The organism is Actinophytocola xanthii (assembly GCF_001921205.1).
GTDB lineage: Bacteria > Actinomycetota > Actinomycetes > Mycobacteriales > Pseudonocardiaceae > Actinophytocola > Actinophytocola xanthii.
The window spans coordinates 1-22,371 of record NZ_MSIE01000067.1 but is presented as its reverse complement, the minus strand read 5'-3'; the positions used below and the strand labels follow the sequence as shown (position 1 = coordinate 22,371).

The 22,371-nt window shown below is 72.1% G+C and carries 23 protein-coding genes; 11 read left to right on the top strand and 12 right to left on the bottom strand.

Annotated elements, in window-relative coordinates; translation table 11 throughout:
- Window positions 1-336 (top strand): hypothetical protein (locus BU204_RS40320; RefSeq protein ID WP_158073532.1); only part of this gene is annotated, 336 nt, incomplete at its 5' end.
- Window positions 333-1,148: an ESX secretion-associated protein EspG gene (locus BU204_RS30280; protein ID WP_075129203.1), complete on the top strand. Its 816-nt coding sequence runs from the start codon at window positions 333-335 to the stop codon at window positions 1,146-1,148. The genes BU204_RS40320 and BU204_RS30280, both read left to right, overlap by 4 nt.
- 11 nt (window positions 1,149-1,159) lie before the next feature.
- Here BU204_RS30280 and BU204_RS30275 read toward each other — a convergent pair whose 3' ends face one another.
- A complete protein-coding gene (locus BU204_RS30275) occupies window positions 1,160-2,815 on the bottom strand; it encodes a glycerol-3-phosphate dehydrogenase/oxidase (protein WP_083661764.1) in 1,656 nt (551 codons plus the stop codon).
- A gap of 299 nt (window positions 2,816-3,114) precedes the next feature.
- Between BU204_RS30275 and BU204_RS30270 the strand changes: the two genes are divergently transcribed.
- Together BU204_RS30270 and glpK are read left to right on the top strand one after the other, a co-directional pair.
- Window positions 3,115-3,864, top strand: coding sequence for an MIP/aquaporin family protein (locus tag BU204_RS30270; protein ID WP_075129205.1), 750 nt, complete (start codon window positions 3,115-3,117; stop codon window positions 3,862-3,864).
- A gap of 17 nt (window positions 3,865-3,881) precedes the next feature.
- The gene (gene glpK / locus BU204_RS30265) at window positions 3,882-5,396 is read left to right on the top strand and encodes a glycerol kinase GlpK (protein WP_075129202.1); all 1,515 of its coding nucleotides are present in this window, start codon (window positions 3,882-3,884) and stop codon (window positions 5,394-5,396) included.
- 84 nt (window positions 5,397-5,480) lie between these two features.
- On the opposite strand, the gene BU204_RS30260 is transcribed toward glpK, so the two are convergent.
- Window positions 5,481-6,884 (bottom strand): NAD(P)H-quinone dehydrogenase, encoded by a 1,404-nt coding sequence (locus tag BU204_RS30260; RefSeq protein ID WP_075129201.1) that lies wholly within the window; start codon window positions 6,882-6,884, stop codon window positions 5,481-5,483.
- Window positions 6,885-7,058: 174 nt separating this feature from the next.
- Here BU204_RS30260 and BU204_RS30255 point away from each other — a divergent pair, with 174 nt between their 5' ends.
- Both BU204_RS30255 and BU204_RS30250 read left to right on the top strand, forming a co-directional pair.
- Window positions 7,059-7,511: a gamma-glutamylcyclotransferase gene (locus BU204_RS30255; RefSeq protein ID WP_075129200.1), complete on the top strand. Its 453-nt coding sequence runs from the start codon at window positions 7,059-7,061 to the stop codon at window positions 7,509-7,511.
- Window positions 7,512-7,727: 216 nt separating this feature from the next.
- Window positions 7,728-7,970, top strand: a complete 243-nt coding sequence (locus tag BU204_RS30250; RefSeq protein WP_143229860.1) for a hypothetical protein — start codon at window positions 7,728-7,730, stop codon at window positions 7,968-7,970.
- Between the two features lie 37 nt (window positions 7,971-8,007).
- On the opposite strand, the gene BU204_RS30245 is transcribed toward BU204_RS30250, so the two are convergent.
- The 5 genes from BU204_RS30245 to BU204_RS30225 all read right to left on the bottom strand — a co-directional run bounded on the left by BU204_RS30245 (window position 8,008) and on the right by BU204_RS30225 (window position 14,384).
- Window positions 8,008-9,306, bottom strand: coding sequence for an amidohydrolase (locus BU204_RS30245; protein WP_075129198.1), 1,299 nt, complete (start codon window positions 9,304-9,306; stop codon window positions 8,008-8,010).
- A gap of 135 nt (window positions 9,307-9,441) precedes the next feature.
- Window positions 9,442-9,729: a hypothetical protein gene (locus tag BU204_RS30240; protein ID WP_075129197.1), complete on the bottom strand. Its 288-nt coding sequence runs from the start codon at window positions 9,727-9,729 to the stop codon at window positions 9,442-9,444.
- A 10-nt stretch (window positions 9,730-9,739) separates the two neighbouring features.
- Entirely contained in the window at window positions 9,740-10,738 is a 999-nt protein-coding gene (gene meaB / locus BU204_RS30235; RefSeq protein ID WP_075129196.1) for a methylmalonyl Co-A mutase-associated GTPase MeaB, read from the bottom strand.
- Window positions 10,738-12,918, bottom strand: coding sequence for a methylmalonyl-CoA mutase (gene scpA / locus BU204_RS30230; protein WP_075129195.1), 2,181 nt, complete (start codon window positions 12,916-12,918; stop codon window positions 10,738-10,740). Before scpA ends, meaB begins: the two co-directional genes overlap by 1 nt.
- Entirely contained in the window at window positions 12,915-14,384 is a 1,470-nt protein-coding gene (locus BU204_RS30225) for a methylmalonyl-CoA mutase subunit beta (RefSeq protein ID WP_075129194.1), read from the bottom strand. Before BU204_RS30225 ends, scpA begins: the two co-directional genes overlap by 4 nt.
- A gap of 90 nt (window positions 14,385-14,474) precedes the next feature.
- Between BU204_RS30225 and BU204_RS30220 the strand changes: the two genes are divergently transcribed.
- The 4 genes from BU204_RS30220 (at window position 14,475) to BU204_RS30205 (ending at window position 19,324) form a co-directional block, all read left to right on the top strand.
- Window positions 14,475-16,211, top strand: a complete 1,737-nt coding sequence (locus BU204_RS30220; RefSeq protein ID WP_075129193.1) for a serine/threonine-protein kinase — start codon at window positions 14,475-14,477, stop codon at window positions 16,209-16,211.
- A 257-nt stretch (window positions 16,212-16,468) separates the two neighbouring features.
- Entirely contained in the window at window positions 16,469-17,248 is a 780-nt protein-coding gene (locus BU204_RS30215; protein WP_143229861.1) for a purine-nucleoside phosphorylase, read from the top strand.
- Window positions 17,245-18,870: a phospho-sugar mutase gene (locus BU204_RS30210; protein ID WP_075129192.1), complete on the top strand. Its 1,626-nt coding sequence runs from the start codon at window positions 17,245-17,247 to the stop codon at window positions 18,868-18,870. Before BU204_RS30215 ends, BU204_RS30210 begins: the two co-directional genes overlap by 4 nt.
- Before the next feature lies 1 nt (window position 18,871).
- Window positions 18,872-19,324: a flavodoxin family protein gene (locus BU204_RS30205; RefSeq protein ID WP_075129191.1), complete on the top strand. Its 453-nt coding sequence runs from the start codon at window positions 18,872-18,874 to the stop codon at window positions 19,322-19,324.
- A 60-nt stretch (window positions 19,325-19,384) separates the two neighbouring features.
- On the opposite strand, the gene BU204_RS30200 is transcribed toward BU204_RS30205, so the two are convergent.
- From BU204_RS30200 to upp, 4 genes are read right to left on the bottom strand one after another with little or no spacing between them, the layout of a single operon-like run.
- Window positions 19,385-19,789, bottom strand: a complete 405-nt coding sequence (locus BU204_RS30200; RefSeq protein WP_075129190.1) for a MerR family transcriptional regulator — start codon at window positions 19,787-19,789, stop codon at window positions 19,385-19,387.
- A 58-nt stretch (window positions 19,790-19,847) separates the two neighbouring features.
- The gene (locus BU204_RS30195; RefSeq protein WP_075129189.1) at window positions 19,848-20,231 is read right to left on the bottom strand and encodes a type II toxin-antitoxin system death-on-curing family toxin; all 384 of its coding nucleotides are present in this window, start codon (window positions 20,229-20,231) and stop codon (window positions 19,848-19,850) included.
- Window positions 20,232-20,262: 31 nt separating this feature from the next.
- Window positions 20,263-20,469 (bottom strand): type II toxin-antitoxin system VapB family antitoxin, encoded by a 207-nt coding sequence (locus tag BU204_RS30190; protein WP_075129188.1) that lies wholly within the window; start codon window positions 20,467-20,469, stop codon window positions 20,263-20,265.
- A gap of 40 nt (window positions 20,470-20,509) precedes the next feature.
- Window positions 20,510-21,133 carry a uracil phosphoribosyltransferase gene (gene upp / locus BU204_RS30185; protein WP_075129187.1) on the bottom strand — a complete coding sequence of 208 codons (624 nt, stop codon included), beginning with the start codon at window positions 21,131-21,133 and terminating at the stop codon, window positions 20,510-20,512.
- Window positions 21,134-21,207: 74 nt separating this feature from the next.
- Here upp and BU204_RS30180 point away from each other — a divergent pair, with 74 nt between their 5' ends.
- Window positions 21,208-21,849 (top strand): DUF1707 SHOCT-like domain-containing protein, encoded by a 642-nt coding sequence (locus BU204_RS30180; protein WP_075129186.1) that lies wholly within the window; start codon window positions 21,208-21,210, stop codon window positions 21,847-21,849.
- Here BU204_RS30180 and BU204_RS40315 read toward each other — a convergent pair.
- Window positions 21,830-22,371, bottom strand: a 542-nt coding sequence (locus BU204_RS40315) for an SDR family oxidoreductase (RefSeq protein ID WP_198943043.1), incomplete at its 5' end; no start/stop codon positions are given. The genes BU204_RS30180 and BU204_RS40315 overlap by 20 nt on opposite strands.

Sequence of the window (22,371 nt, the reverse complement as noted above, 5' to 3'; positions counted from 1 at the left end):
GCGACCGGCCTCGGTGGGCTGCCGGCCAGCGACATGCAGGCCGCCGCGGCGAGCCAGGCCGCGGCCGCGGCCCAGCAGTCCGGCGCGCCGATCGCCCCGGCCGCCGGCGCACCGGGCGGGGTCGGCCAGCAGGACAAGATGGCCATGCGCCGGTTCGGCATGGAGGCCATCGGGTCGAGCCAGTGGTTCGGTGACGACGAGCCGGTGGTCGGCCAGAGCCAGCGGCGGCGGCGGGACTTCCGCGAGAGCGACGAGGTGACCGAGTCGGTGTCGATCCTCGACGAGGAGCACAAGCTCCCGCCGACGGTGATCGGAGACGGCCAGCAGGGTCGATGACGCTCGGCTCGCCGACCGGGACCGCGGACCCGATCACGATCAGCACCCTCGAGTTCGACGTGCTCTGGGAACAGCGCGCGCCGGAGGAGATGCCGCTGGTGCTGCGGGTGCCCTCACCGGGCCGAACGGACCTCGAGCGAAACCGGCTGGTCCGCCAGGCCTGGTCCTCGCTCGAGGCACGCGGGCTCGGGGGTCCGGTGAACCTCGACCCCCGCCTGGCCCACCTGATCTCGCTGCTCCGCCGCCCCGACCGCGAGGTGGACGGCCGGCTGTGGCTCGGCTCGCCCCTGCGGGTGCTGGCCGCCGCCACCGGCGAGGAGGCGGTGCTGGCCACGCTGTCCGGCTCGTCGCTCACGCTCGGCCCGGCCGAGGCGAGCGGCCTGCCGCGGTACGCCCTGTCCGTGCTCCCGCCCGCGCCGGCCGGGCCCGGCCGCTCGCTGACCCTGCCCACCGCCGACTTCGAGGCCGCCGCGCACGAGGCGACGGGGCGCACGGCGTTCGAGGCCGCCCTCATCGCCCGCGGCGTCCGCCAGGCCGACAGCGCCGAGCTGGCGACGATGATCGGCGACATCGTGCGGCAGGGCCAGTTCGGCAGCGCCGCCCGCGACCGCTGGGGCCGGCGGGTGCGGGCACCGCGGGTGCTCTCCTTCTTCGACACCCCGGACGGCCGTTACCTGCACCTGCGCAGCTCGGCCCCGGACGCCGAGCCGTGGACGACGATCTCCCCCGCCGACCACCGCCGGCTCCTCCAGCACCTGACCGCCCTGCACGGCTCCGGCTCGGACGAGGACCCGGACCACCTCACGGTGTGAGCCGGGCGCGATCACGTGGCTGGCTGGGGCTCCAGTAGCTCGGGCCGGGCCTCGGGGGCGGCGGAGCGGCGGGCGTCGGCGGCGTGGTCGTCCGGCTCGGTCTGGGAGTCGCGTTCGGCGCTCACCCGGGCCGTGTAGACCTCGATCTCGCGGCGGATCGTCTCCTCGTCCCAGTCGAGAACCTCGCCCATCAGCCGGGCGACCTGTTCGGCGCAGTCGACGCCCCGGTGCGGGTACTCGATCGAGATGCGGGTGCGCCGGGCGAGGGTGTCCTCGACGTGCAGCGCGCCCTCGTGGCTGGTCGCGTAGACGATCTCGACCTGCAGGTAGTCCGGCGCGGCGGTCAGCGGGCGCAACAGCTCGGGGCGGCCCTCGGCCTGTGCCAGCACCTCGTGCACCAGCGAGCCGTACCGGTCGAGCAGGTGCCGGACCCGGTAGGGGTGCAGGCCGTGCCGGCTGCCGAGCTGGTCCACCTGGTTCACCAGGGCGTGGTACCCGTCGGCGCCGAGCAGCGGGACCTTGTCGGTGATCGAGGGCTGCAGGCGGCCGGGCAGGTCCGCCGAGGCCGCGTCGACGGCGTCCGCGGCCATCACCCGGTAGGTCGTGTACTTGCCGCCGGCGATCGCGACCAGGCCAGGGGCGACCCGGGCCACCGCGTGCTCGCGGGACAGCTTCGAGGTCTCCTCGCTCTCCCCGGCCAGCAGCGGCCGCAGGCCCGCGTACACGCCCTCGATGTCGTCCTGGGTCAGCGGCGTCGCCAGGACCTCGTTGACGTGCTCCAGGATGTAGTCGATGTCGTGCTTGGTGGCCGCGGGGTGGGCGAGGTCGAGGTTCCAGTCGGTGTCGGTGGTGCCGAGGATCCAGTGGTTGCGCCAGGGGATCACGAACAGCACGGACTTCTCCGTGCGCAGGATCAGCCCGGACTCCGAGACGATCCGGTCCCGGGGCACCACGATGTGCACGCCCTTGCTCGCCCGGACGCGGAACCGGCCGCGCGAGCCGGACATGCGCTGCAGCTCGTCGGTCCAGACGCCGGTGCAGTTGATCACCGCGTTCGCTCTGACCTCGGTCTCCCGGCCGTTCTCCACGTCGTGCACGCGGACGCCGGAGACTCGGTCGGCTTCCCGGACGAACCCGACGACCTGGGTCGAGGTCCTGATCACCGCGCCGTAGTGGGCGGCGGTGCGTGCCACGGTCATCGTGTGCCGGGCGTCGTCGGCCTGCGCGTCGTAGTAGCGGATCCCGCCGATGAGCGCGGACCGCTTCAGCGCGGGCACCATGCGCAGCGCGCCGGCGCGGGTCAGGTGCTTCTGGCCGGGCACCGACCGGGCACCACCCATGGTGTCGTACATGAGCAGGCCGGCAGCCGTGTAGGGGCGCTCCCACACCCGCCTGGTGAGCGGGTACAGGAAGCTCACCGGCTTGACCAGGTGTGGCGCGAGCCGGGTGAGCATCAGCTCACGCTCCCGCAGCGCCTCGCGCACGAGGCCGAACTCGAGCTGCTCCAGGTAGCGCAGTCCGCCGTGGAACAGCTTGCTCGACCGGCTGGAGGTGCCCGAGGAGAGGTCGCGCGCCTCGACCAGCGCGACCCGGAGCCCTCGCGTCGCCGCGTCCAGCGCCGTGCCGGCACCGACGACGCCGCCGCCGATGACGACGAGGTCGAACATCTCCTCGCTGAGCCGGCGCCAGGTGTGCTCTCGCTCCTGCGTCCCCAGTCGACCACCGATCGTGTCCGAAGTGGAGTGCGTGGTGCGGTCGTTCACGGACCCTCCTCGACTACTGCTGACCCGGACCCGATCCACGCTACCGTCCGAACGTCCGACAAGCGCGTTTCTGCCGGTAATCGTCGTCTGGACAAGTTGACCATGCCCGGCGTAGCGTCCGAGATCGCTCAGGGTAGGCACCGGCGCCCCACCCTCCAGGCCACGGACGCCTACCACTTCGGCACGAAGGAGTGGTCGTGGATCTGAACTTCGGCGAGATTCTTGTTTGGGAACTGTTGGGCACCGCCGCGCTCATCCTGCTCGGCGCCGGTGTCGTCGCGAACGTCGTGCTCAAGAAGAGCCTCGGCAACAACGGCGGCTGGCTGATGATCACCATCGCGTGGGGCTTCGCGGTGTTCGCGGGCGCGAGCATCGCGAACCCGAGTGGCGCACATCTCAATCCGGCGGTCACCCTGGGCCTGATCGCCACGGGCAACTCCAACTTCGGCTGGGCCGAGGTCCCGGCCTACCTCATCGGACAGATGCTCGGCGCCATGATCGGCGCCACCCTGGCCTGGCTGACCTACAAGCTCCAGTTCGACACCCATGACGACCCGGCGGGCACGCGAGGGATCTTCTGCACGGGGCCTACCGTGCCCAACTACGGCTGGAACCTGGTCACCGAGATCATCGGCACGTTCGTGCTGGTGTTCTGGATCCTGCTGAGCCCGGCCGCCGCGCCGGGTGACGGCGGCGTGCCGACCTTCGGCAACTCGGCACTCGGTTACGCGGCCGTGGCGTTCGTCGTGATCGGCATCGGCGCCTCGCTGGGTGGCCCGACCGGGTACGCGATCAACCCGGCTCGCGACCTCGGGCCGCGCATCGTCTACGCGCTGCTGCCGATCAAGGGCAAGGGCAGCCCGGAGTGGAACTACTCCTGGGTGCCGGTGGTTGGCCCGATCATCGGTGGCGTCCTCGCCGGACTCCTCTTCCAGATCCTGCCGGTCGGCTGAACCAGAGAGGCACATCAATGACGAGCTACGTAGCCGCGATCGACCAGGGCACGACGTCCACCCGCTGCATGGTGTTCAGCCACGCCGGCGAGGTCGTCTCCGTCGACCAGAAGGAACACGAGCAGATCTTCCCGCGTGCCGGCTGGGTCGAGCACGACCCGGAGGAGATCTGGCGCAACACCAGGGAGGTCGCCGCCGGCGCGCTGGCAAAGGGCGACCTGCACGCCTCGGACGTCGTGGCGGTGGGCATCACCAACCAGCGTGAGACGGCAGTGGTGTGGGAGAAGTCCACCGGGAAGCCCGTCTACAACGCGATCGTCTGGCAGGACACCAGAACCGACCGGATCTGCGCCGAGCTCGAGGCGCTCGGCGGCGGCCAGGACCGGTACAAGGCGAAGACCGGTCTCCCGCTCGCCACCTACTTCTCGGGCCCGAAGGTCCGCTGGATCCTCGACAACGTGGACGGCGCACGCGAGCGAGCCGAGGCCGGCGAGCTCCTGTTCGGCAACATGGACACCTGGTTGCTGTGGAACATGACCGGTGGGCCGAACGGCGGCGTGCACGTCACCGACCCGACCAACGCCTCGCGCACCCTCCTCATGGATCTGTCCACTTTGTCCTGGGACGCGTCGATCGCCGAGGACATGGGGATTCCGCTGTCGATGCTGCCGGAGATCCGCTCCTCCTCGGAGGAGTACGGAAAGGTCCGGGAGCGCGGCGCGCTCGCCGGCGTGCCGATCGCCGGTATCCTCGGCGACCAGCAGGCGGCGACGTTCGGCCAGGCGTGCCTGTCGGTCGGCGAGGCCAAGAACACCTACGGCACCGGCAACTTCGTCCTGCTCAACACCGGCAACGAGCAGGTGGCCTCGGAGAACGGCCTGCTGACCACGGTCTGCTACAAGATCGGCTCCCAGGACCCGGTGTACGCGCTGGAGGGCTCGATCGCGGTCACCGGCTCGCTCGTGCAGTGGATCCGGGACAACCTCGGGATGATCACCTCGGCGCCGGAGATCGAGGAGCACGCCCGCACGGTCGAGGACAACGGCGGCTGCTACTTCGTGCCGGCGTTCTCCGGGCTGTTCGCGCCGTACTGGCGATCGGACGCGCGCGGCGCGATCGTCGGCCTGACCCGGTTCGTGAACAAGGGCCACCTGGCGCGTGCGGTCCTGGAGGCGACGGCCTTCCAGTCCCGCGAGGTCATCGACGCGATGAACGCCGACTCCGGCGTGCCGCTCAAGTCGTTGAAGGTCGACGGCGGCATGGTCGGCAACGAGCTGCTGATGCAGTTCCAGGCCGACATCCTCGGGGTGCCGGTGATCCGGCCGGTGGTCGCCGAGACCACCGCGCTGGGCGCCGCCTACGCCGCCGGGCTCGCGGTCGGGTTCTGGGGCGGCGAGGACGACATCCGCAACAACTGGGCCAAGGACAAGGAGTGGACGCCGTCGATGGACGACGCCGCCCGCGAGAAGACCTTCGGCCAGTGGAAGAAGGCGGTGACCCGGACCTTCGACTGGGTCGCCGAGGACGACTAGGCGGTTGGTCGGGGCGGCCGCGCGGCGGCCGCCCCGAGCCCCTCAGTCCAGGTCCCTCAGTCCAGGTCCCTCAGTCCAGGTCCCTCAGTCCAGATCGTCGTGGCGCATCAGCCGGCGCCCGGCCTCGGTGATCGAGCCGGACAGCGACGGGTACACCGCGAACGTGTGGGCCAGGTGCTCGACGGTGAGCTGGTTCTGCACCGCGAGCGCGATCGGCAGGATCAGCTCGCTCGCCGTCGGCGCCACCACGACGCCGCCGACCACCACGCCGGTCGCCGGGCGGCAGAACAGCTTGACAAAGCCCCGGTGCAGGCCCTCCATCTTGGCCCTGGCGTTGGTCGCCAGCGGCAGCATGATCGTCCGCGCCGGCACCTCGCCGGAGTCGATGGCCTGCTGGCTGATGCCGACGGTGGCGATCTCCGGGTGGGTGAAGACGTTCGCGGCCACGGTCTTCAGCTTGATCGGCGCCACGCCCTCGCCGAGCGCGTGCCACATGGCGATCCTGCCCTGCATGGCGGCGACCGAGGCCAGCATGAGCACCCCGGTGCAGTCCCCGGCGGCGTAGACGCCGGGGACGCTGGTCCGGGAGACCCGGTCGACCGAGACGAACCCGCCCTCGGCGGTCTGCAGACCGAGCTTCTCCAGGCCCAGGTCGGCGGTGTTGGGCACCGACCCGACGGTCATCAGGGCGTGGCTGGCCTCGACCGTCTGCCCGCCGCGCAGGTGCACGACGACACCCTTGGCCGTGCGCTCGACCCGCTCGGCCCGCGCGTGCTTGACCACCTCGGTGCCCCGGGCCGCGTAGACGTCCTCGAGGACGGCGGCGGCGTCGGCGTCCTCGTGCGGCAGGACGCGGTCCCGGCTGGAGATCAGCGTGACCCGCACGCCCAGCTCGGTGTAGGCGGAGACGAACTCGGCGCCGGTGACGCCGGAGCCGACCACGACAAGGTGCTCGGGCAGCTCGGGCAGGTCGTAGATCTGCCGCCAGTCCAGGATCCGCTCGCCGTCCGGCTCGGCGCCGGGCAGGACGCGGGGGGTGGCGCCGGTGGCGATCAACACGACGTCCGCCTCGAGCTTCTCCACCTCGCCGTCGTGGCCCACCGCCGCCACCTGGTGTGCGGCCAGCCCGGTCCGCTCGTCGCAGAACCTGGCCGTTCCGCTGATCACCCGGACGCCTTCGCGCTGGACCCGGTTGCGGACGTCCGCGGACTGGGCGAGCGCGAGCCCCTTCACCCGTCCGTGGACGACCGGAACGTCGACCGGCGGCACGTGGCTGTCGGTGCGAATGCCCAGCTCGTCGGCGTTGTGGAAGCTCGACCGGGCGCCAGCGGAGGCGATGAAGGTCTTGGACGGGACGCAGTCGTAGAGCACGCAGGCGCCGCCGAGCCCGTCGCGCTCGACGATCGTGACGTCGGCGCCGTGCTGCGCGGCGACCAGCGCTGCCTCGTAACCCGCCGGGCCCCCGCCCATGATCACGATCCGGGTCACTGTCGACTCCCCTCAATGTCGCTGTCCCTCGTGTCGCTGTCCACGGTGTCGCTGTTCCACGGTGTCGCTGTCCCGCGCTGTTTCCAACGGGGCCAACCGTACGCGGCGGCCCGGCGGCCAACACGTTGGCGCCATCACGACGCACATGATCCCGGGTATCGCTACGCTGTCGACGTGCCGCTCTACGCCGCGTACGGGTCCAACATGGATCCAGCTCAGATGATGGAGCGAGCTCCGCACTCGCCGATGGCGGGTACCGGCTGGCTCGTCGGCTGGCGGCTGACCTTCGGCGGTGAGGACCTCGGCTGGGAAGGCGCCCTCGCCACCATCGTCGAGGAGCCGGGCTCCCAGGTGTTCGTCGTGCTCTACGACGTGACGCCGGAGGACGAGGCACGACTCGACCGGTGGGAGGGTTCCGAGCTGGGGCTGCACTCGAAGATCCGGTTGCGGGTGCAGACGCTCGAGGGGTCGGTGCTGGCCTGGTTGTACGTCCTGGACGCCTATGAGGGCGGGCTGCCCTCCGCCCGGTACCTGGGCGTGGTGTCCGATGCCGCGGAGTCCGCCGGAGCGCCGGCCGACTATGTCGCCGACCTGCGGATCAGACCGTGCCACGGAATCGGCCCCTGACATCCGGGTAATTACATACCGTTATGTCAAGGTCTTGATTGGGTGACTTCCACGGGGAATAGTGGACGTCATGGAAGCACGGCCAGAATGCCCGTTCAGCCCGAGCGGACGGCACGAGCCTGAGGCCAGCGGGACAGGTCGCTGCGCCTTCTGCGGGGCCACCTTGTGAGTCGCCACTCCATCAAGCAGTTACCGCGGACCGGCCACGGTGACTCCTTGTGCAAGCACCTCAACCCGGGGAGTTGCACCCGGTGGTGTTCCTACGGCCGGTTCCTGAAGGTCTGCTTCGCGATCTTCCTGGTGGTCGCCGGGTTCGGCGCGCTGAGCTGGGTGCTCGACGAGGCAGGCGGCGGATGGGACCGCCTGGTCAACGCCGGGATCGCGATCGGCCTCTACACGCTGGTGATGGTGCTGATGCTGATCCTCGCCAACGATCGGGACCAGGGCGACCACTACTGAGCCCGCGCCGGCGGGTGGCCGGCGCGGAGTGAGGTCCTCAGCCGGCCGCGAGTGCGGCCAGCGCGGTGTGGGTGAGCACGCGGACCCCGGTCATCAGGGCGCGCTCGTCCAGGTGGAAGGTCGGCTGGTGCAGGTCGGGCATCTGCCCCTGGCCGGACCAGACACCGAGTCGGGCGAACGAGCCAGGGACGTGCTCCAGGTACCAGCCGAAGTCCTCACCGCCGGAGGACTGCCGCGTGGTGGTCAGGGCGTGCTCCCCGAGGGCCGCCTCCACGCCGGCGCAGAGCACCGCGGTGCTCTCCTCGCCGTTCACCACCGGCGGCACCCCCCGCCGGTGCTCGAGCTCGAACCCGACACCGGTCGGCGCGAGCAGCGACTGGATCAGGCCTGCCACCAGCGGCTCCAGGTCGGCCCAGATCTCGTGGTCGCCGGTGCGCAGGGTGCCGCGCAGCACTCCGTCCTGAGGCACGGCGTTGGGTGCCTCTCCGGCGTGCACCGCGCCCCAGACGAGCACCGTGCCGGACCGGGGGTCGATGCGGCGGGACAGCAGGGCCGGCAGACCGGTGATCACGGTGCCCAGCGCGTGCACCAGGTCGGCGGTCAGGTGCGGGCGCGAGGTGTGCCCGCCGGGCGAGGTCAGGCGCAGCTCGAGCAGGTCGGTGGCCGAGGTGATGGCGCCGACCCGGGAGCCGACGTAGCCCACCTCGAGCCGGGGGTCGCAGTGCAGGCCGAAGATCGACTCCACCCCGTCGAGACCGCCGGCCGCGATCACGTCCAGCGCGCCGCCCGGCATGATCTCCTCAGCCGGCTGGAACACCAGCCGCACCCGGCCCGGCAGCTCGGGTGCCGAGGCCAGCGCCAGGCCGGCGGCGAGGAGCATGGCGGTGTGCGCGTCGTGGCCGCAGGCGTGGGCGGCGCCCGGCACGGTCGAGGCGAACGGCAGCCCGGTCAGCTCGGTGACCGGAAGGGCGTCCATGTCGGCCCGCAGGGCCACGCAGCGCTCGCCGGCGCCGACGTCGCAGATGAGCCCGGTGCCGCTGTCGAAGATCTTCGGACGCAGCCCGGCGGAGGACAGCAGGCCGGCCACCATGTCGGTGGTGGCGAACTCGTTGCGCGACAACTCCGGGTGTGCGTGGATGTGCCGGTACCAGGCCCGTACCTCGGGCGAGTTGCGCGTGAGCCACTCGTCGAGCCAGGCGGGCCCGCGTCCCGCACCGATATCCTCCACAGTGGGCATACTGACGCCCTCGTCGGTAATCAGCACGCCGACCCCGTCCGCTGCTGTCACATCGTCCCGGTCCCCCGACATGTCGGAGCGCGAATCGACCACTGTCACCCGGTTAATCCTGCACCATGGCCGGTGGAGGATCGAACGAGAAACACTTGTTGACCGATTGCCGGTCAACTCACTGCGCCGAACGGCGGGTCTTCTTCGGTCTCGCTAAACGATCACAATCGGCCAACGACCCGGTCACCCGGCCTTGGCCTTCTTGCGCTTGACGCTGCGTCCCCAGATCACGAGACCGAGCAACACCACCGAGGCCACGCCCATGACGATCTTGCGGCGGGATTCCGCCCGATCCTCCTCGGTGTCCGCCGGCTCGAGCCGAACCCCGGTCGGGGCGGTGGAGCCGGGCTGGGACGGCGCGGTCGGCGGCGGCTGGTCGAGCAACGCCGGAGCGGCCGCGGCGGGCAGCGCCGGGAGCGCCAGGAACAGCACCGCCAGGGCGATGACCACGATTCGGGAGGCACTCCGCATGCCTCCTAGCCTAATCACCGGGCGGTGAGTCCGCGAACACCTCGAGTATCCGCCGCGCGGCCAGCGTGGGGGTGAGCTCACCATCGGCCACCGCCCGCTCCAGGTCCGGCGCGACCTCCCGCACCCCGCGGTGCTCGCGCAGCCGGGTGAGCACGGTGTCCCGCACCATCGCCCAGGTCCAGTCGACCTGCTGGCGCTGCCGCCTGGCCGCCAGCTCTCCCGTCCCGGCCAGCGTCCGGTGGTGCAGCTCGACCTGTTCCCAGAGCGTGTCCAGGCCCTTGCCGGTCTGGCCGCTACAGGTCAGTACCGGCGGGGTCCAGCCGACCTCCGGGGAGCGGAGCAGCCGCAGCGCCCCGGACAGCTCGCGGGCCGCCTTGCGCGCCGGCACCTCGTGGTCGCCGTCCGCCTTGTTCACCGCGATCACGTCGGCCAGCTCCAGCACGCCCTTCTTGATGCCCTGCAGTTGGTCGCCGGTGCGGGCGAGGGTGAGCAGCAGGAAGCAGTCGACCATCCCGGCCACGGAGATCTCCGACTGGCCCACCCCCACGGTCTCCACCAGCACCACGTCGTAGCCGGCGGCCTCCATCAGCACGATCGTCTCCCGGGTGGCCCTGGCGACCCCGCCGAGCGTGCCCGAGGTCGGCGAGGGGCGGATGAAGGCCGCGGGGTCCACCGCGAGGCGCGACATGCGGGTCTTGTCGCCGAGGATCGAGCCCCCGGTGCGGGAGGACGACGGGTCGACGGCGAGCACCGCCACCCGGTGCCCGGCCTCGGTGAGCATCGACCCGAGCGCGTCGATGAACGTCGACTTGCCAACCCCCGGCACGCCCGTGATGCCCACCCGGTGCGCGCCGCCGGCGTGCGGCAGCAGCTCCACGAGCAGTCGCTGGGCCAGCTCCCGGTGGTCGGCCCGCTGGGACTCCACGAGCGTGATGGCCCTGGACACGGTCCCCCGGTCACCGGCGAGCACGCCCTTGGCGTACGCGTCGACGTCGATCTCTCGGGCCACTAGGCGGTGTGCCCGTGCAGCTCGGACAGCTTCGCGATCAGGTCGGTGGCCGCCGCCGGGATCACCGTGCCCGGCCCGAAGATCGCCGCGGCACCGGCCTCGCGCAGCTCGTCGTGGTCCTGGGGCGGGATCACGCCGCCGACCACGATCATGATGTCGTCCCGGCCCAGCTCGGCCAGCTCGTCACGCAGCGCCGGCACCAGCGTGCGGTGCCCGGCCGCCAGCGAGTTCACCCCGACGACGTGCACATCCGCCTCGACCGCCTGCCGCGCGACCTCGGCCGGGGTCTGGAACAGCGGACCCACGTCGACGTCGAAGCCGAGGTCGGCGAACGCGGTGGCGATCACCTTCTGGCCGCGGTCGTGCCCGTCCTGGCCCATCTTCGCGACCAGGATGCGCGGCCGGCGCCCCTCGGCCTCGGCGAACGCGTCGACGACCGCCCTGGCCCTGTCCACGTCGGATGCCGCGCCGACCTCCTCCGAGTACACCCCGGAGATCGTACGGATCTGCGCCGAATGGCGGCCCCAGACCGCGCCGAGCGCGTCGGAGATCTCGCCGACGGTGGCCTTCGCCCTGGCCGCCTCGATGGCCACGGCGAGCAGGTTCGCGCTGCCGCCCGCCGCGTCGGACAGCGCCCGCAGCGCGGCGTCGACCGCGTTCTGGTCACGTTCGGTCCGCAGCCGCCGCAGCTTCTCGACCTGCTGGGCGCGGACCCCGGCGTTGTCGACCTTGAGCACCTCCACGTGCTCGTCGGCGTCGTCGAGCCGGTACTTGTTGACCCCGATCACCGGCTGGCGCCCCGAGTCGATGCGGGCCTGGGTGCGCGCCGCGGCCTCCTCGATGCGCAGCTTGGGAATGCCGGCGTCGATCGCGCGGGCCATCCCGCCGGCGGCCTCGACCTCGCTGATGTGCTCCCAGGCCCGCCGGGCCAGGTCGTAGGTCAGCCGCTCGACGAACGCGCTGCCGCCCCACGGGTCGATCACCCGGGTGGTGTTGGACTCGTACTGGAGCAGCAGCTGGGTGTTGCGGGCGATGCGGGCGGAGAAGTCGGTCGGCAGCGCCAGCGCCTCGTCCAGGGCGTTGGTGTGCAGTGACTGCGTGTGCCCCTGGGTCGCGGCCATGGCCTCGACACACGTACGGATGACGTTGTTGTAGACGTCCTGGGCGGTCAGCGACCAGCCCGAGGTCTGGCAGTGCGTGCGCAGGCTCAGCGACCTGTCCGACGTCGGCTCGAACTGCTTGACCAGCTTCGCCCACAGCAGGCGGGCCGCGCGCAGCTTGGCGACCTCCATGAAGAAGTTCATGCCGATGGCCCAGAAGAACGACAGCCGCGGGGCGAACGAGTCGACCGGGAGCCCGGCGTCGACACCGGCGCGGATGTACTCGACGCCGTCGGCGAGCGTGTAGGCCAGCTCGAGGTCGGCCGTCGCGCCCGCCTCCTGCATGTGGTAGCCGGAGATCGAGATCGAGTTGAACCTGGGCATGTGGGCTGAGGTGTGCGCGAAGATGTCGGAGATGATCCGCATCGACGGCTGCGGCGGGTAGATGTAGGTGTTGCGGACCATGAACTCCTTGAGGATGTCGTTCTGGATGGTCCCGGAGAGCTTGTCCTGCGGCACGCCCTGCTCCTCGGCGGCCACCACGTAGAGCGCGAGGATCGGCAGCACGGCGCCGTTCATCGTCATCGACACCGACATGCGGTCCAGCGGGATGCCGTCGAACAGCTGGCGCATGTCGTAGATCGAGTCGATGGCCACCCCGGCCATGCCGACGTCGCCGGCAACGCGCGGGTGGTCGGAGTCGTAGCCGCGGTGGGTCGCGAGGTCGAAGGCGACCGACAGCCCGCGCTGGCCGGCGGCGAGGTTGCGGCGGTAGAAGGCGTTGGACTCCTCGGCGGTGGAGAACCCGGCGTACTGGCGGATGGTCCACGGCTGGTTGACGTACATCGTGGGGTAGGGGCCGCGCAGGTACGGCACGATGCCGGGGTAGGTGTCGAGGAAGTCCAGCTCGGCGAGGTCCTCCCGGGTGTAGAGCGGCTTGAGCCCGATCCCCTCCGGGGTCTCCCAGGCCAGCGCGTCCGGGGCCTTGCCGGTGGCCTCCTGCACGGCCGCCTGCCAGTCCTCGGCGGTGGCCGCGGCCGGCTCGCCCAGCTCGACGTGGGAGAAGTCGGGGATGCTCATGGGCGGCCCTCCAGCTGCGCCTCGAACGGCTCCGCGTACCGCACCCTGGGCAGGCCGCCGGCCGGCGGCGCCGGGGACTCCCGCCGCACCAGGGGCTTCTCGTCCTCGTCGGGGAACACGGTCACCCCCACGATCGCCTCCTCGCCCTCGGCGAAGCGCGCTGCCCTGGCAGCGCGAGTGGCGCCAATCCGATCCTCGACCAGTCCGCTGTCCAGGGCGCTGGCGATGCCGCCGGCCCGCTCGATCTCGGTGAACACGGCCCAGGCGGCCTGGGCGAGGTCCTCGGTGTACCGCTCCACGTACCAGGAGCCGCCGGCCGGGTCGATCACGCCGGCCACCCTGGACTCCTCGAGCAGGATCGTGTGGGTGTTGCGGGCGATGCGCCGGGCGAACGGGTCGGGCAGCCCGAGCGCCGCGTCGAACGGCAGCACGGTGACCGCGTCCGCGCCGCCGACGCCCGCGGCGAAGCAGGCCAACGTGGTGCGCAGCATGTTCACCCAGGGGTCCCGCCTGGTCATCATCGTCGAGGAGGTCACCGCGTGCTGGGGGACGACCCGGGTCGTCGCGCCGCAGACCTCGGCGACCCGCGCCCAGAGCCGGCGCGCGGCGCGGAACTTCGCGATCGTGGCGAACTGGTCGGCGGTGGCGGCGAGGCGGAGCTCCAGCCGGCCGGCGGCGGCGTCGGTGTCCAGCCCGGCCGCGGTGAGCGCGCGCAGGTAGGCGACGCCCGTGGCGAGCGCGCAGCCGAGCTCCTGGCCGTCGGAGGAACCCGCCTCGTGGTAGGGCAGGGCGTCGACCACGACCGTGCGCAGGTTCGGGTGGGACGCCGCGACCCGGGCCGCGAGCGCGCCCGCGGCGTCGAGGGCGCTGTCGAGGTCGCCGGCTTCTCCGGTCCTGGCGCGCAGCCCGATCGGGTCCGCGCCGAGGTTGCCGCGCACCGCGCTGGCGGGCACGCCTCGGTCCTCGTACACGGCCAGCAGCGCGTCGGCGGCCTCGGTCGCGTCCGGACCCGCGTCGAGCGTGACCGGGGCGAGGTCGAGGTAGACGTCGGCCAGGGCGTCGGCGAGCGCGTCGACCGGCAGGCCGGCGGCGCCGACCACCAGCCAGAGCGAGGTGCCGCCGTTCTCGAGATCGGCGAGGATGGCGCGCCGGGTGATGTCGGGGTCGGGGTGGACGTGGCGCTGGCGGACGTCCCAGCCGGTGAGCACCCGCCCCTCCGGTCGGCCGCCGCGCACGTGCGGCGGGAGCCCGGGGAAGCCGGGGTCCGGGGCGGCGTCCTCGGCGGTGTAGAGCGGCGCGAGGGTGAACCCGTCGTGGGTCGGGCTGCGCAGCGCCGCCTCGGCGCCGCCGGGTCCGTCGGGTTCGAGACCCGACTTCCGCAGCACCCGCTCGACCAGCTCGCGCCACTGGTCCCGGCTCACCGCCGGAAAGTCCGAGGCCAACGTCAGCCGCTCCGCCGAGGTCATACCCGGCAATGCTACGGATATCGCCGGTCGTCACCCGACGCCTGTGGGGAATGCCGCAGAACCTGTGGGGAATGCCGCAGAATAGGCGCCGTGTCCCAGCCCAGTTCCGGCCCCGACACCGGTGAGGACGCCGGTGCGGCAGCCCGCGACCGGGTCGTCGCCGGCCGGTACCGGTTGCGCCGACGCCTGGGCCAGGGCGCGATGGGAACCGTCTGGGAGGCCTACGACGAGTTCCTGCGCCGCACGGTGGCGGTGAAGGAGGTCCTGCTGCCCCCGGGGGTGCCCGACGCCGAGGCGGCCGAGCTGCGCGAGCGAACGCTGCGCGAGGCGAGGGCGATCGCGGCCCTGTCGCACCCGAACGTGATCACCCTGCATGACGTGGCGCACGAGGACGGCGAGCCGTTCGTGGTGACCGAGTACATGCCGGCGCACAGCGTGGCCGAGCTGCTCACCGCGCTGGGGCCGCTGCCCACGCCGGTCGCCGCGGCGATCGCCGACGCGGTGGCGGCCGGGCTCGCCGCCGCGCACCAGGCCGGCATCACCCACCGCGATGTCAAACCGGGCAACGTCCTGGTCGGCGGGAACGGCCAGGTGAAGCTGACCGACTTCGGCATCGCCCGGAACGTGTCGGAGAAGACGATGACTCGCACCGGGATCATGCTGGGCTCGCCGTGCTACATCGCGCCCGAGGTCGCGGTGGGCGACCCCGTGACCCCGGCCGCGGACCTGTGGGGGCTCGGCGCGACCCTGTTCGCCGTCCTCGAGGGCGAACCGCCCTACGACGGCGGCGGCAGCGTGGTGGAGGTCCTCAACGAGGTGGTCCACGGCGAGGTCCCCCGCCCGACGCACGAGGGCCCGCTAGCCGACCTCGTGGCCGCACTGATGGTGAAGGACCCGGCCGGGCGCCTCCCGTTGGCCGAGGTACGCAACCGCCTGCACCCGCTGCTCCCGCCGCCGTCGACGCCGCTGCTGTCCGAGGAGGACCTGCGCCGCCTGGCCGGGGCCATCGGCGACGACGCACCGACCAAGGTGACCCGACCCGTCGCCCCTCAGCCACCGCCGAATGCGGACACCACGGCCTCCACCCTCGCCCCGGCGCCCGGCCCGCTGCCGTTCGCACCCACCCGCGCGCCCCGCCGCCGGGGGGTCCCGCCCGTCGTGTTGGTCGTGGTCGGCGTGCTCCTGTTCCTGGCGGCGGCCGGCGGCGGTTTCGCCCTGGCCAGGATCGCCGGCGGCGAGTCGGTGCTGCCGCCGCGGCCGAGCGCTCAGCCCACCACCCAGGTCCAGGACGAGCCAGGCGAGGAGTTCACCCCGCGCACCGGGGACGCCGCCACCGTCAACGGCGCCCAGGGGGGCGGCTACCAGGTGGAGGTGCCGACCGACTGGATGCGGTTCGTGGAGGAGCGCCAGGGCGAGGACCAGTCCAGCACCAGGGTGTACTTCGTGTCCCCGAACGGCACGCAGGCGCTGACGATCGAGCGGTTCCCGGAGTACTACCCGGGCCATGCGATCGACGAGTACATCGCCATGTTGGGGGCGAAGGGGGATGCCTCGTTCAGCCCGGAGGACAGCGCGCCCCTCAAGGGCATCGACCCCAAGGGCATCGAACCGGCCCAACAGCTCACCTACCGAACGACGGCCGAGGCCGCCCGCCTCGCCCCCGGGGTGCCGAACGCCCGCAACCTCAACCGCGTGACGTTCGCCGCCCTCTACCCCCTGGGCGTCGACCTGTGGGTGGTGTCGGTGACCGTGCCGATCGACCAGGAGGACAGCGGCCGCCGCGCCCTGTTCGACCGCATCCTCCCCACCTTCACCGTCACCGGCTGACCCGGACGCCGCCCGGGCAGCGGGCGCCGACGGGTGAACGGCGCAGGCCAGCGCACTAGGGCACGTCCGCAAAGCCCTCGATCGCGGTCTTCGCGCCCAGCCCGCCGCTGGCGGCGTTGTCGGACAGGCCGAGTACAACCCGGTACGAGGCCTGCCCTCCGCCTTGCCAGCGACGACCTGGATCACGAAGCCCATCGACCAGGACTGTGCGGACGCGCCCTAGGCTCGCGGCCGTGACTGAGACGGTGAACCATCAGGTGCTGGCCGACGAGGCGGCAAAGGCGTTGGCCGAGCACACGGGCCAGCAGAGCCACGAGGTGGCCGTCGTACTGGGGTCGGGGTGGCGGCCGGCCGCGGACGGGATGGGTGAGGCCTCCGCCGAGGTGTCGATGGCGGAGCTGCCGGGGTTCACCGCGCCGACCGTCGCCGGGCACGGGGGGACCATCCGGTCGCTGCGGGTGGGTGAGCACCGGGTGCTGATCCTCCTCGGCCGCACCCACTACTACGAGGGGCGCGGCGTCGCCGCGGTGGTGCACGGCGTGCGCACGGCCGTCGCCGCGGGCTGCCGCACGGTCGTGTTGACCAACGCCGCCGGCTGCCTCCGTGACGGGATCCCCGTCGGCACGCCGGTCCTGATAAGCGACCACCTCAACCTCACCGCGACCTCGCCGCTGGTCGGCGCCCAGTTCGTCGACCTCACCGACCTGTACTCGCCACGGCTGCGCGCACTGGCCCGCGAGATCGACCCGGCCCTGGTGGAGGGCGTGTACGCGGGCCTGCCCGGCCCCCACTTCGAGACCCCCGCCGAGATCCGGATGCTGCGCACGCTGGGCGCGGATCTGGTCGGCATGTCGACGGTCCTGGAGGCGATCGCCGCCCGCGCTGCCGGTGCAGAGGTGTTCGGCTTGTCGCTGGTGACCAACCTCGCCGCTGGCGTGACCGGCGAGCCGCTGAACCACGAGGAGGTCCTCGAGGCCGGCCGTGCGGCAGCCGGGCGGATGGGCGGCCTGCTGCGCGCCCTGGTCGAACACTCATGAGCCTGCCGTCCGAGCTCCGGCAGCGAGCCATGCGCTGGATCGCCGACGACCCGGACCCCGCGACCGCTGGCGAGCTGCAACGGGTGGTGGCCGAGGCCATGGGCGCCGTCCCGGGAGCGGTCGAGGAGCTCACCGACCGGATGAACGGCACCCTGACCTTCGGCACGGCGGGCCTGCGCGGCCCGGTCCGGGCCGGCTCGAACGGGATGAACCGGGCCGTGGTGGTACGGGCCACGGCCGGTGTCGCGCGGTGGCTGCGGGACGGTGGGCACGGCGGCGGCACCGTCGTCGTCGGCCGGGACGCCCGGCACGGCTCGGCCGAGTTCGCCTCCGCCGCCGCCGAGGTGCTGACGGCGGCCGGGTTCGTCGTCAGGACGCTGCCCGGGCCGCTGCCGACACCGGTCACCGCGTTCCTGGTGCGCTCGCTCGGCGCGGTGGCCGGGATCCAGGTCACCGCCTCGCACAACCCGCCCGCCGACAACGGCTACAAGGTCTATGCCGGGGACGGCGCGCAGATCGTGCCGCCCGACGACCGGCTGATCGAGGCGGCGATCCAGGCCGCGCCGCCCGCCCGCTCGGTGCCGACCGCCCCCGGCGCGCTGCCGGTCGACGACCTGTCCGGCTATGTCACGCGGACAGCCGGACTCCCCCGCGGCACCGCGCGTGACCTGCGCGTCGTGCTCACCCCGATGCACGGCGTCGGCGGTGAGACCGCGCTGCGGGCGCTGCACGCGGCGGGCTTCACCGACGTTGCGCTGGTCCCCGAGCAGGCCGACCCGGACCCGGACTTCCCCACGGTCGCCTTCCCCAACCCGGAGGAGCCGGGCGCCGCCGACCTCCTGCTGGCCGCCGCGTCCGCCGCCGAGGCGGACCTGGCCATCGCCCTCGACCCGGACGCCGACCGCTGTGCCCTCGGCGTCCGCTTCGCCGACGGCTGGCGGATGCTGCGCGGCGACCAGACCGGCGCCCTCCTCGGCGAGCACGTTCTGTCGACACTGGACCGCGCCGCACACCCCGACCCCCTGGTCGCCACCACGATCGTGTCCTCGTCGCTGCTGGGCAGGATCGCCTCGGCGCACGGCGCCCGCTACGCGGAGACGCTCACCGGCTTCAAGTGGCTGATGCGGGCGGGCGAGGGCCTGGTGTTCGCCTACGAGGAGGCCCTCGGCCTGTGCGTCGACCCAGGGTCCGTGCGGGACAAGGACGGCATCTCGGCCGCGGTGCTGGCCTGCGACCTGGTCGCGACGCTGAAAGCCGACGGCCGGACCGTCCCGGAGGCGCTCGACGACCTGGCGGCGAAGCACGGCGTCCACCTGACCGACCAGATCTCCCTGCGGTTCACCGACGTCGCGCGGATCGCCCCGCTGGTGGCCGCACTGCGCCGGACGCCGCCGACCGCGCTGGGCGGCGGCCAGGTCGAGCAGGACAACCCGGCGCCGGACATCCTGCGGCTGCGCGGCGAGGGCCTGCGGGTGGTGATCCGCCCCTCGGGCACCGAGCCGAAGGTCAAGGCGTACCTGGAGGTCGTCGAGCCGGCCGATGACCTGGCCGCGGCGAGGTCCAGAGCGGCCGAACGCATGTCCTCGCTGCGCGACGAGGTGTCGGCGCTGCTGGAGGCGTGACGTGGCAACCCTGTTGATCGTCCACCACACGCCCTCGCCGAACCTGCGCGCCATGTACGAGGCCGTACTGGCGGGTGCCCGCGCGGAGGAGATCGAGGGCGTCGACGTGGTGAGCCGCCCGGCGCTCTCCGCGAGCGTGTCCGACGCCCTCGCCGCCGACGGCTACGTGCTGGGCACGCCCGCGAACCTCGGGATGATGTCCGGCGCGCTCAAGGTCTTCTTCGACCTGGCCTACTACCCGTGCCTCGACGCGACCCGCGGCCGGCCCTTCGGTCTCTACGTCCACGGCAACAACGACGCCACCGGCGCGATCCGCGGCATCGACTCGATCGTCACCGGCCTCGGCTGGGCCAAGGCCACCCCGCACGTCACGGTGACCGGCGAGCCGAGCCGGGAGGACCTCCGTGCCTGCTGGGAGCTCGGCGCCACGGTCGCCGCCTCGCTGATGGCCTAGATGTACTGCCTCGGAAGGGTTTGAACGGCGGGACATGGGACACCAGCGGTGCTGGACGCCTTACGCGGAGGCCTCGGCCAGCCGGCCGGGGGCCTGCTCCTCGAGGTCCCGCTCGCACTGTTCGTAGTTGGCGATCTTGTAGTTGAGCACGTCGAGGCAGGAGTTCAGCTCGGCGATGCGGCCGAGGACCTCGGTGCGTTGCTGGACGAGGATCTGCTTGCGCCGCCCGGCGCTGGCCACACCCTGGTGGCGCAGCCGGGCGTACTCGCGCATCATCCGGATCGGCATGCCGGTGGTGCGCAGCTTGGTGAGGAACACCAGCCAGACCAGGTCCTCGTCGGTGTAGGCGCGCCGGCCACCGGAGTCACGGGCGGGCGGGTCGATCAGCTGGATGCGCTCGTAGTAACGGAGTGTGTCGATCGACAGCCCACTGCGGTGGGCGGCCTCGGCGATCGCGTAGGTCACCCCTCGACGGTAGAAGCTGGAGTGCGCTCCAGGTCAAGTCAGGCCGTCTGGCTCCGGTCTACCTCTCCTTCGGCTTGGCCCACTGCTCGAGCCGGGCCGCCATCTCGGGTACGCCGACGCTGCCCCGGCCGACCTCGCGGACCAGGTCGAGTGCCTCGTCCTCGTCGGCGTCGACCCACCAGCCGTTCATGTCGCACAGCGCGACGGCGGCGACCCAGCCCAGGCGCCAGTTCCCCTCGGCGAGCGGCCGGGTGCAGACGATGGAGTCGAGAAGAGCGGCCGCCTTGAGCCAGAGCGTGTCGTAGGCCTGCACGCCAAGGACCGTGGCCCGAGGCCGATGGGCGGCGGAGTCGAGCAGACCGAGATCGCGCACCACGAGGTCACCGCCGGTGACGGCAGCGGCCAGCACGAGCAGGTCGCTGGCGTCCAGGTACATGATCACCGGGCGATCATGCCACTACGCACCGACAGATTCAGGCGGTTCCGATGCGGTCGAGCAACCCTTTGTAGCGAGGCAGTACCCGGCTCAGGACCTCGGCGAGCTGTTGCTCCTTCTGCAACCGCGCCCACCGTTCGGCGAGCGCGAGCCGCATGATCTCCTGTTTGGACCGGCCTTCCGCGGCGGCCAGCTCGGCGAGGTGCTGATTCTCCTCGTCCGAGAGCCTCAGGGTCATCGCCATGCTCCTGACGGTACCATCGTGATACCACGGTGGACGAGACTCAGACCGCCCCGTACTGCCGGTCTCCGGCGTCACCCAAGCCCGGCACGATGAACCCGGAGTCGTTCAGCCGCTCGTCCACACTCGCCGTCACCAGCCGCACCGGCAGACCCGAGGCGGCCAGGTGCTCGATCCCCTCCGGCGCCGCCAGGGCGCAGACCGCGGTCACGTCGGTCGCGCCGCGGTCGGTGAGCAGCCGGATCGTGTACTCCATCGACCCGCCGGTGGCCAGCATGGGGTCGAGCACGAACACCGGGCGGCCGGCGAGCGAGCTGGGCAGCGACTCCATGTACGGCGTCGGCTGCAGCGTTTCCTCGTTCCTGGCGAGCCCGACGAACCCCATCTGGGCGTCCGGGATCAGCTTGTGTGCCTGGTCGGCCATGCCCAGCCCTGCCCGCAGCACCGGGACCAGCAGCGGCGGGTTCGCCAGCCAGTACCCCTCGGTCCGGGCGACCGGGGTGTGGATGCGCTCGGTGCGCACCGGCGCCTCCCGCATGGCCTCGTAGATGAGCATGACGGTGAGCTCGTGCAACGCGGCGCGGAAGGTGGCGTTGTCCGTGCGGGCATCCCGCATGACGGTCAGGCGGGCCTTGGCCAGCGGGTGGTCGACGGTGCGCACGTCCATGAGGGGACACGGTAGCTCGAACGCGGTGGTGACCGACCCGTGGCACAGGCCGCCTGTCGCGCTAATCTCACGACGTGAGTGACCTCCCTGCGGTGCCAGACCCGCGCGAGATGCGGGTGTCGAACGATGACCGGGAACGCGTCGCCAGGGTCCTGCACGACTCGATGGCCGAGGGCCGGCTCACGGTCACCGAGTTGGAGGAACGCCTGGACAAGGTCTACGCGGCGAAGACCTTCGGCGACCTCGAGCCGATCACCCGGGACCTCCCGGTGGGGCAGCAGACCAACGCGTTGCAGCTGCCGCAACCAGCGCCTTCGGCGGTGAGCCGGATCGGTGGCCGGGGGACGTCCTCCGCCGCCGTGGCCGTCATGTCCGGGACGGACCGCAAGGGCGTGTGGACCGTTCCGCCTACGTTCACCGCCTTCGCCATGATGGGTGGCGTCCAGATCGACCTCACCGAAGCCCGGTTCGAGGACGCGGAGACCACGATCCAGGCGTTCGCCATCATGGGTGGGGTCGAGATCTTCGTGCCCGACGACATCACCGTCCAGGTCAATGGCACGGCCCTCATGGGCGGGTTCGAGAACCGGGTGCAGGACCAGATCCAGCCCAGGCCAGGCGCGCCGCTCGTGAAGATCACCGGTCTTGCCTTCTGGGGCGGCGTCGAGGTCAAGCGCCGCAAGAAGAAGGGCAAGGTCAAGGAGATCGAGGAGTAACCCCTTCCATCGGGACGACGTCCGCGCCGTGCCCCTGCCGCTTGGCCACGTGCTCGGCGAGGAACTGCTCCCAGGTGCGGCCGCCGACCGCGTGGTCGGGCGCGAGGTTGGCGCCGTCGCGGATCGCACGCGCCGCGCCCCCCGGGAGCCGCAGCGGCATGATCAGCCGATGCTTGCCGGCCGCCCGTAAGTACCCGCGGACGAGCTCGGTCATCGGGTAGACCTTCTGCCCCCCGACCTCGGGGACGAGCCCCGCCGGGGAGCCCAGGGCGAGTGTGACGAGCCGGTCCGCGACCTCCGCCGCGTCGACCGGTTGGAACGAGATGCCCGCCGGGACCGGGATCACCGGCAGCTTCGCCATCTGCCGCACGGCGGTCAGCGACAGGTCGTGGAACTGCGTTGCCCGCAGCGTGGTCCAGCCCAGTTCGGACTCCGCGACGACCAGCTCCGCCGCCCGCTTGGCCGCGAAGTAGCCGAACATGGCCCGGTCCACCCCGCTGGTGACCGGCACCCGCTCCGCGC

Excerpts from the sequence above, each read along its gene's own strand:
- BU204_RS30240 (WP_075129197.1), bottom strand. The coding sequence starts at position 9,729 with ATGCGGAGTGCCTCCCGAATCGTGGTCATCGCCCTGGCGGTGCTGTTC.
- scpA (WP_075129195.1), bottom strand. The coding sequence starts at position 12,918 with ATGAGCATCCCCGACTTCTCCCACGTCGAGCTGGGCGAGCCGGCCGCG.
- BU204_RS30275 (WP_083661764.1), bottom strand. The coding sequence starts at position 2,815 with ATGTTCGACCTCGTCGTCATCGGCGGCGGCGTCGTCGGTGCCGGCACG.
- BU204_RS30225 (WP_075129194.1), bottom strand. The coding sequence starts at position 14,384 with ATGACCTCGGCGGAGCGGCTGACGTTGGCCTCGGACTTTCCGGCGGTG.
- BU204_RS30190 (WP_075129188.1), bottom strand. The coding sequence starts at position 20,469 with ATGGCGATGACCCTGAGGCTCTCGGACGAGGAGAATCAGCACCTCGCC.
- BU204_RS30280 (WP_075129203.1), top strand. The coding sequence starts at position 333 with ATGACGCTCGGCTCGCCGACCGGGACCGCGGACCCGATCACGATCAGC.
- glpK (WP_075129202.1), top strand. The coding sequence starts at position 3,882 with ATGACGAGCTACGTAGCCGCGATCGACCAGGGCACGACGTCCACCCGC.
- BU204_RS30210 (WP_075129192.1), top strand. The coding sequence starts at position 17,245 with ATGAGCCTGCCGTCCGAGCTCCGGCAGCGAGCCATGCGCTGGATCGCC.
- upp (WP_075129187.1), bottom strand. The coding sequence starts at position 21,133 with ATGGACGTGCGCACCGTCGACCACCCGCTGGCCAAGGCCCGCCTGACC.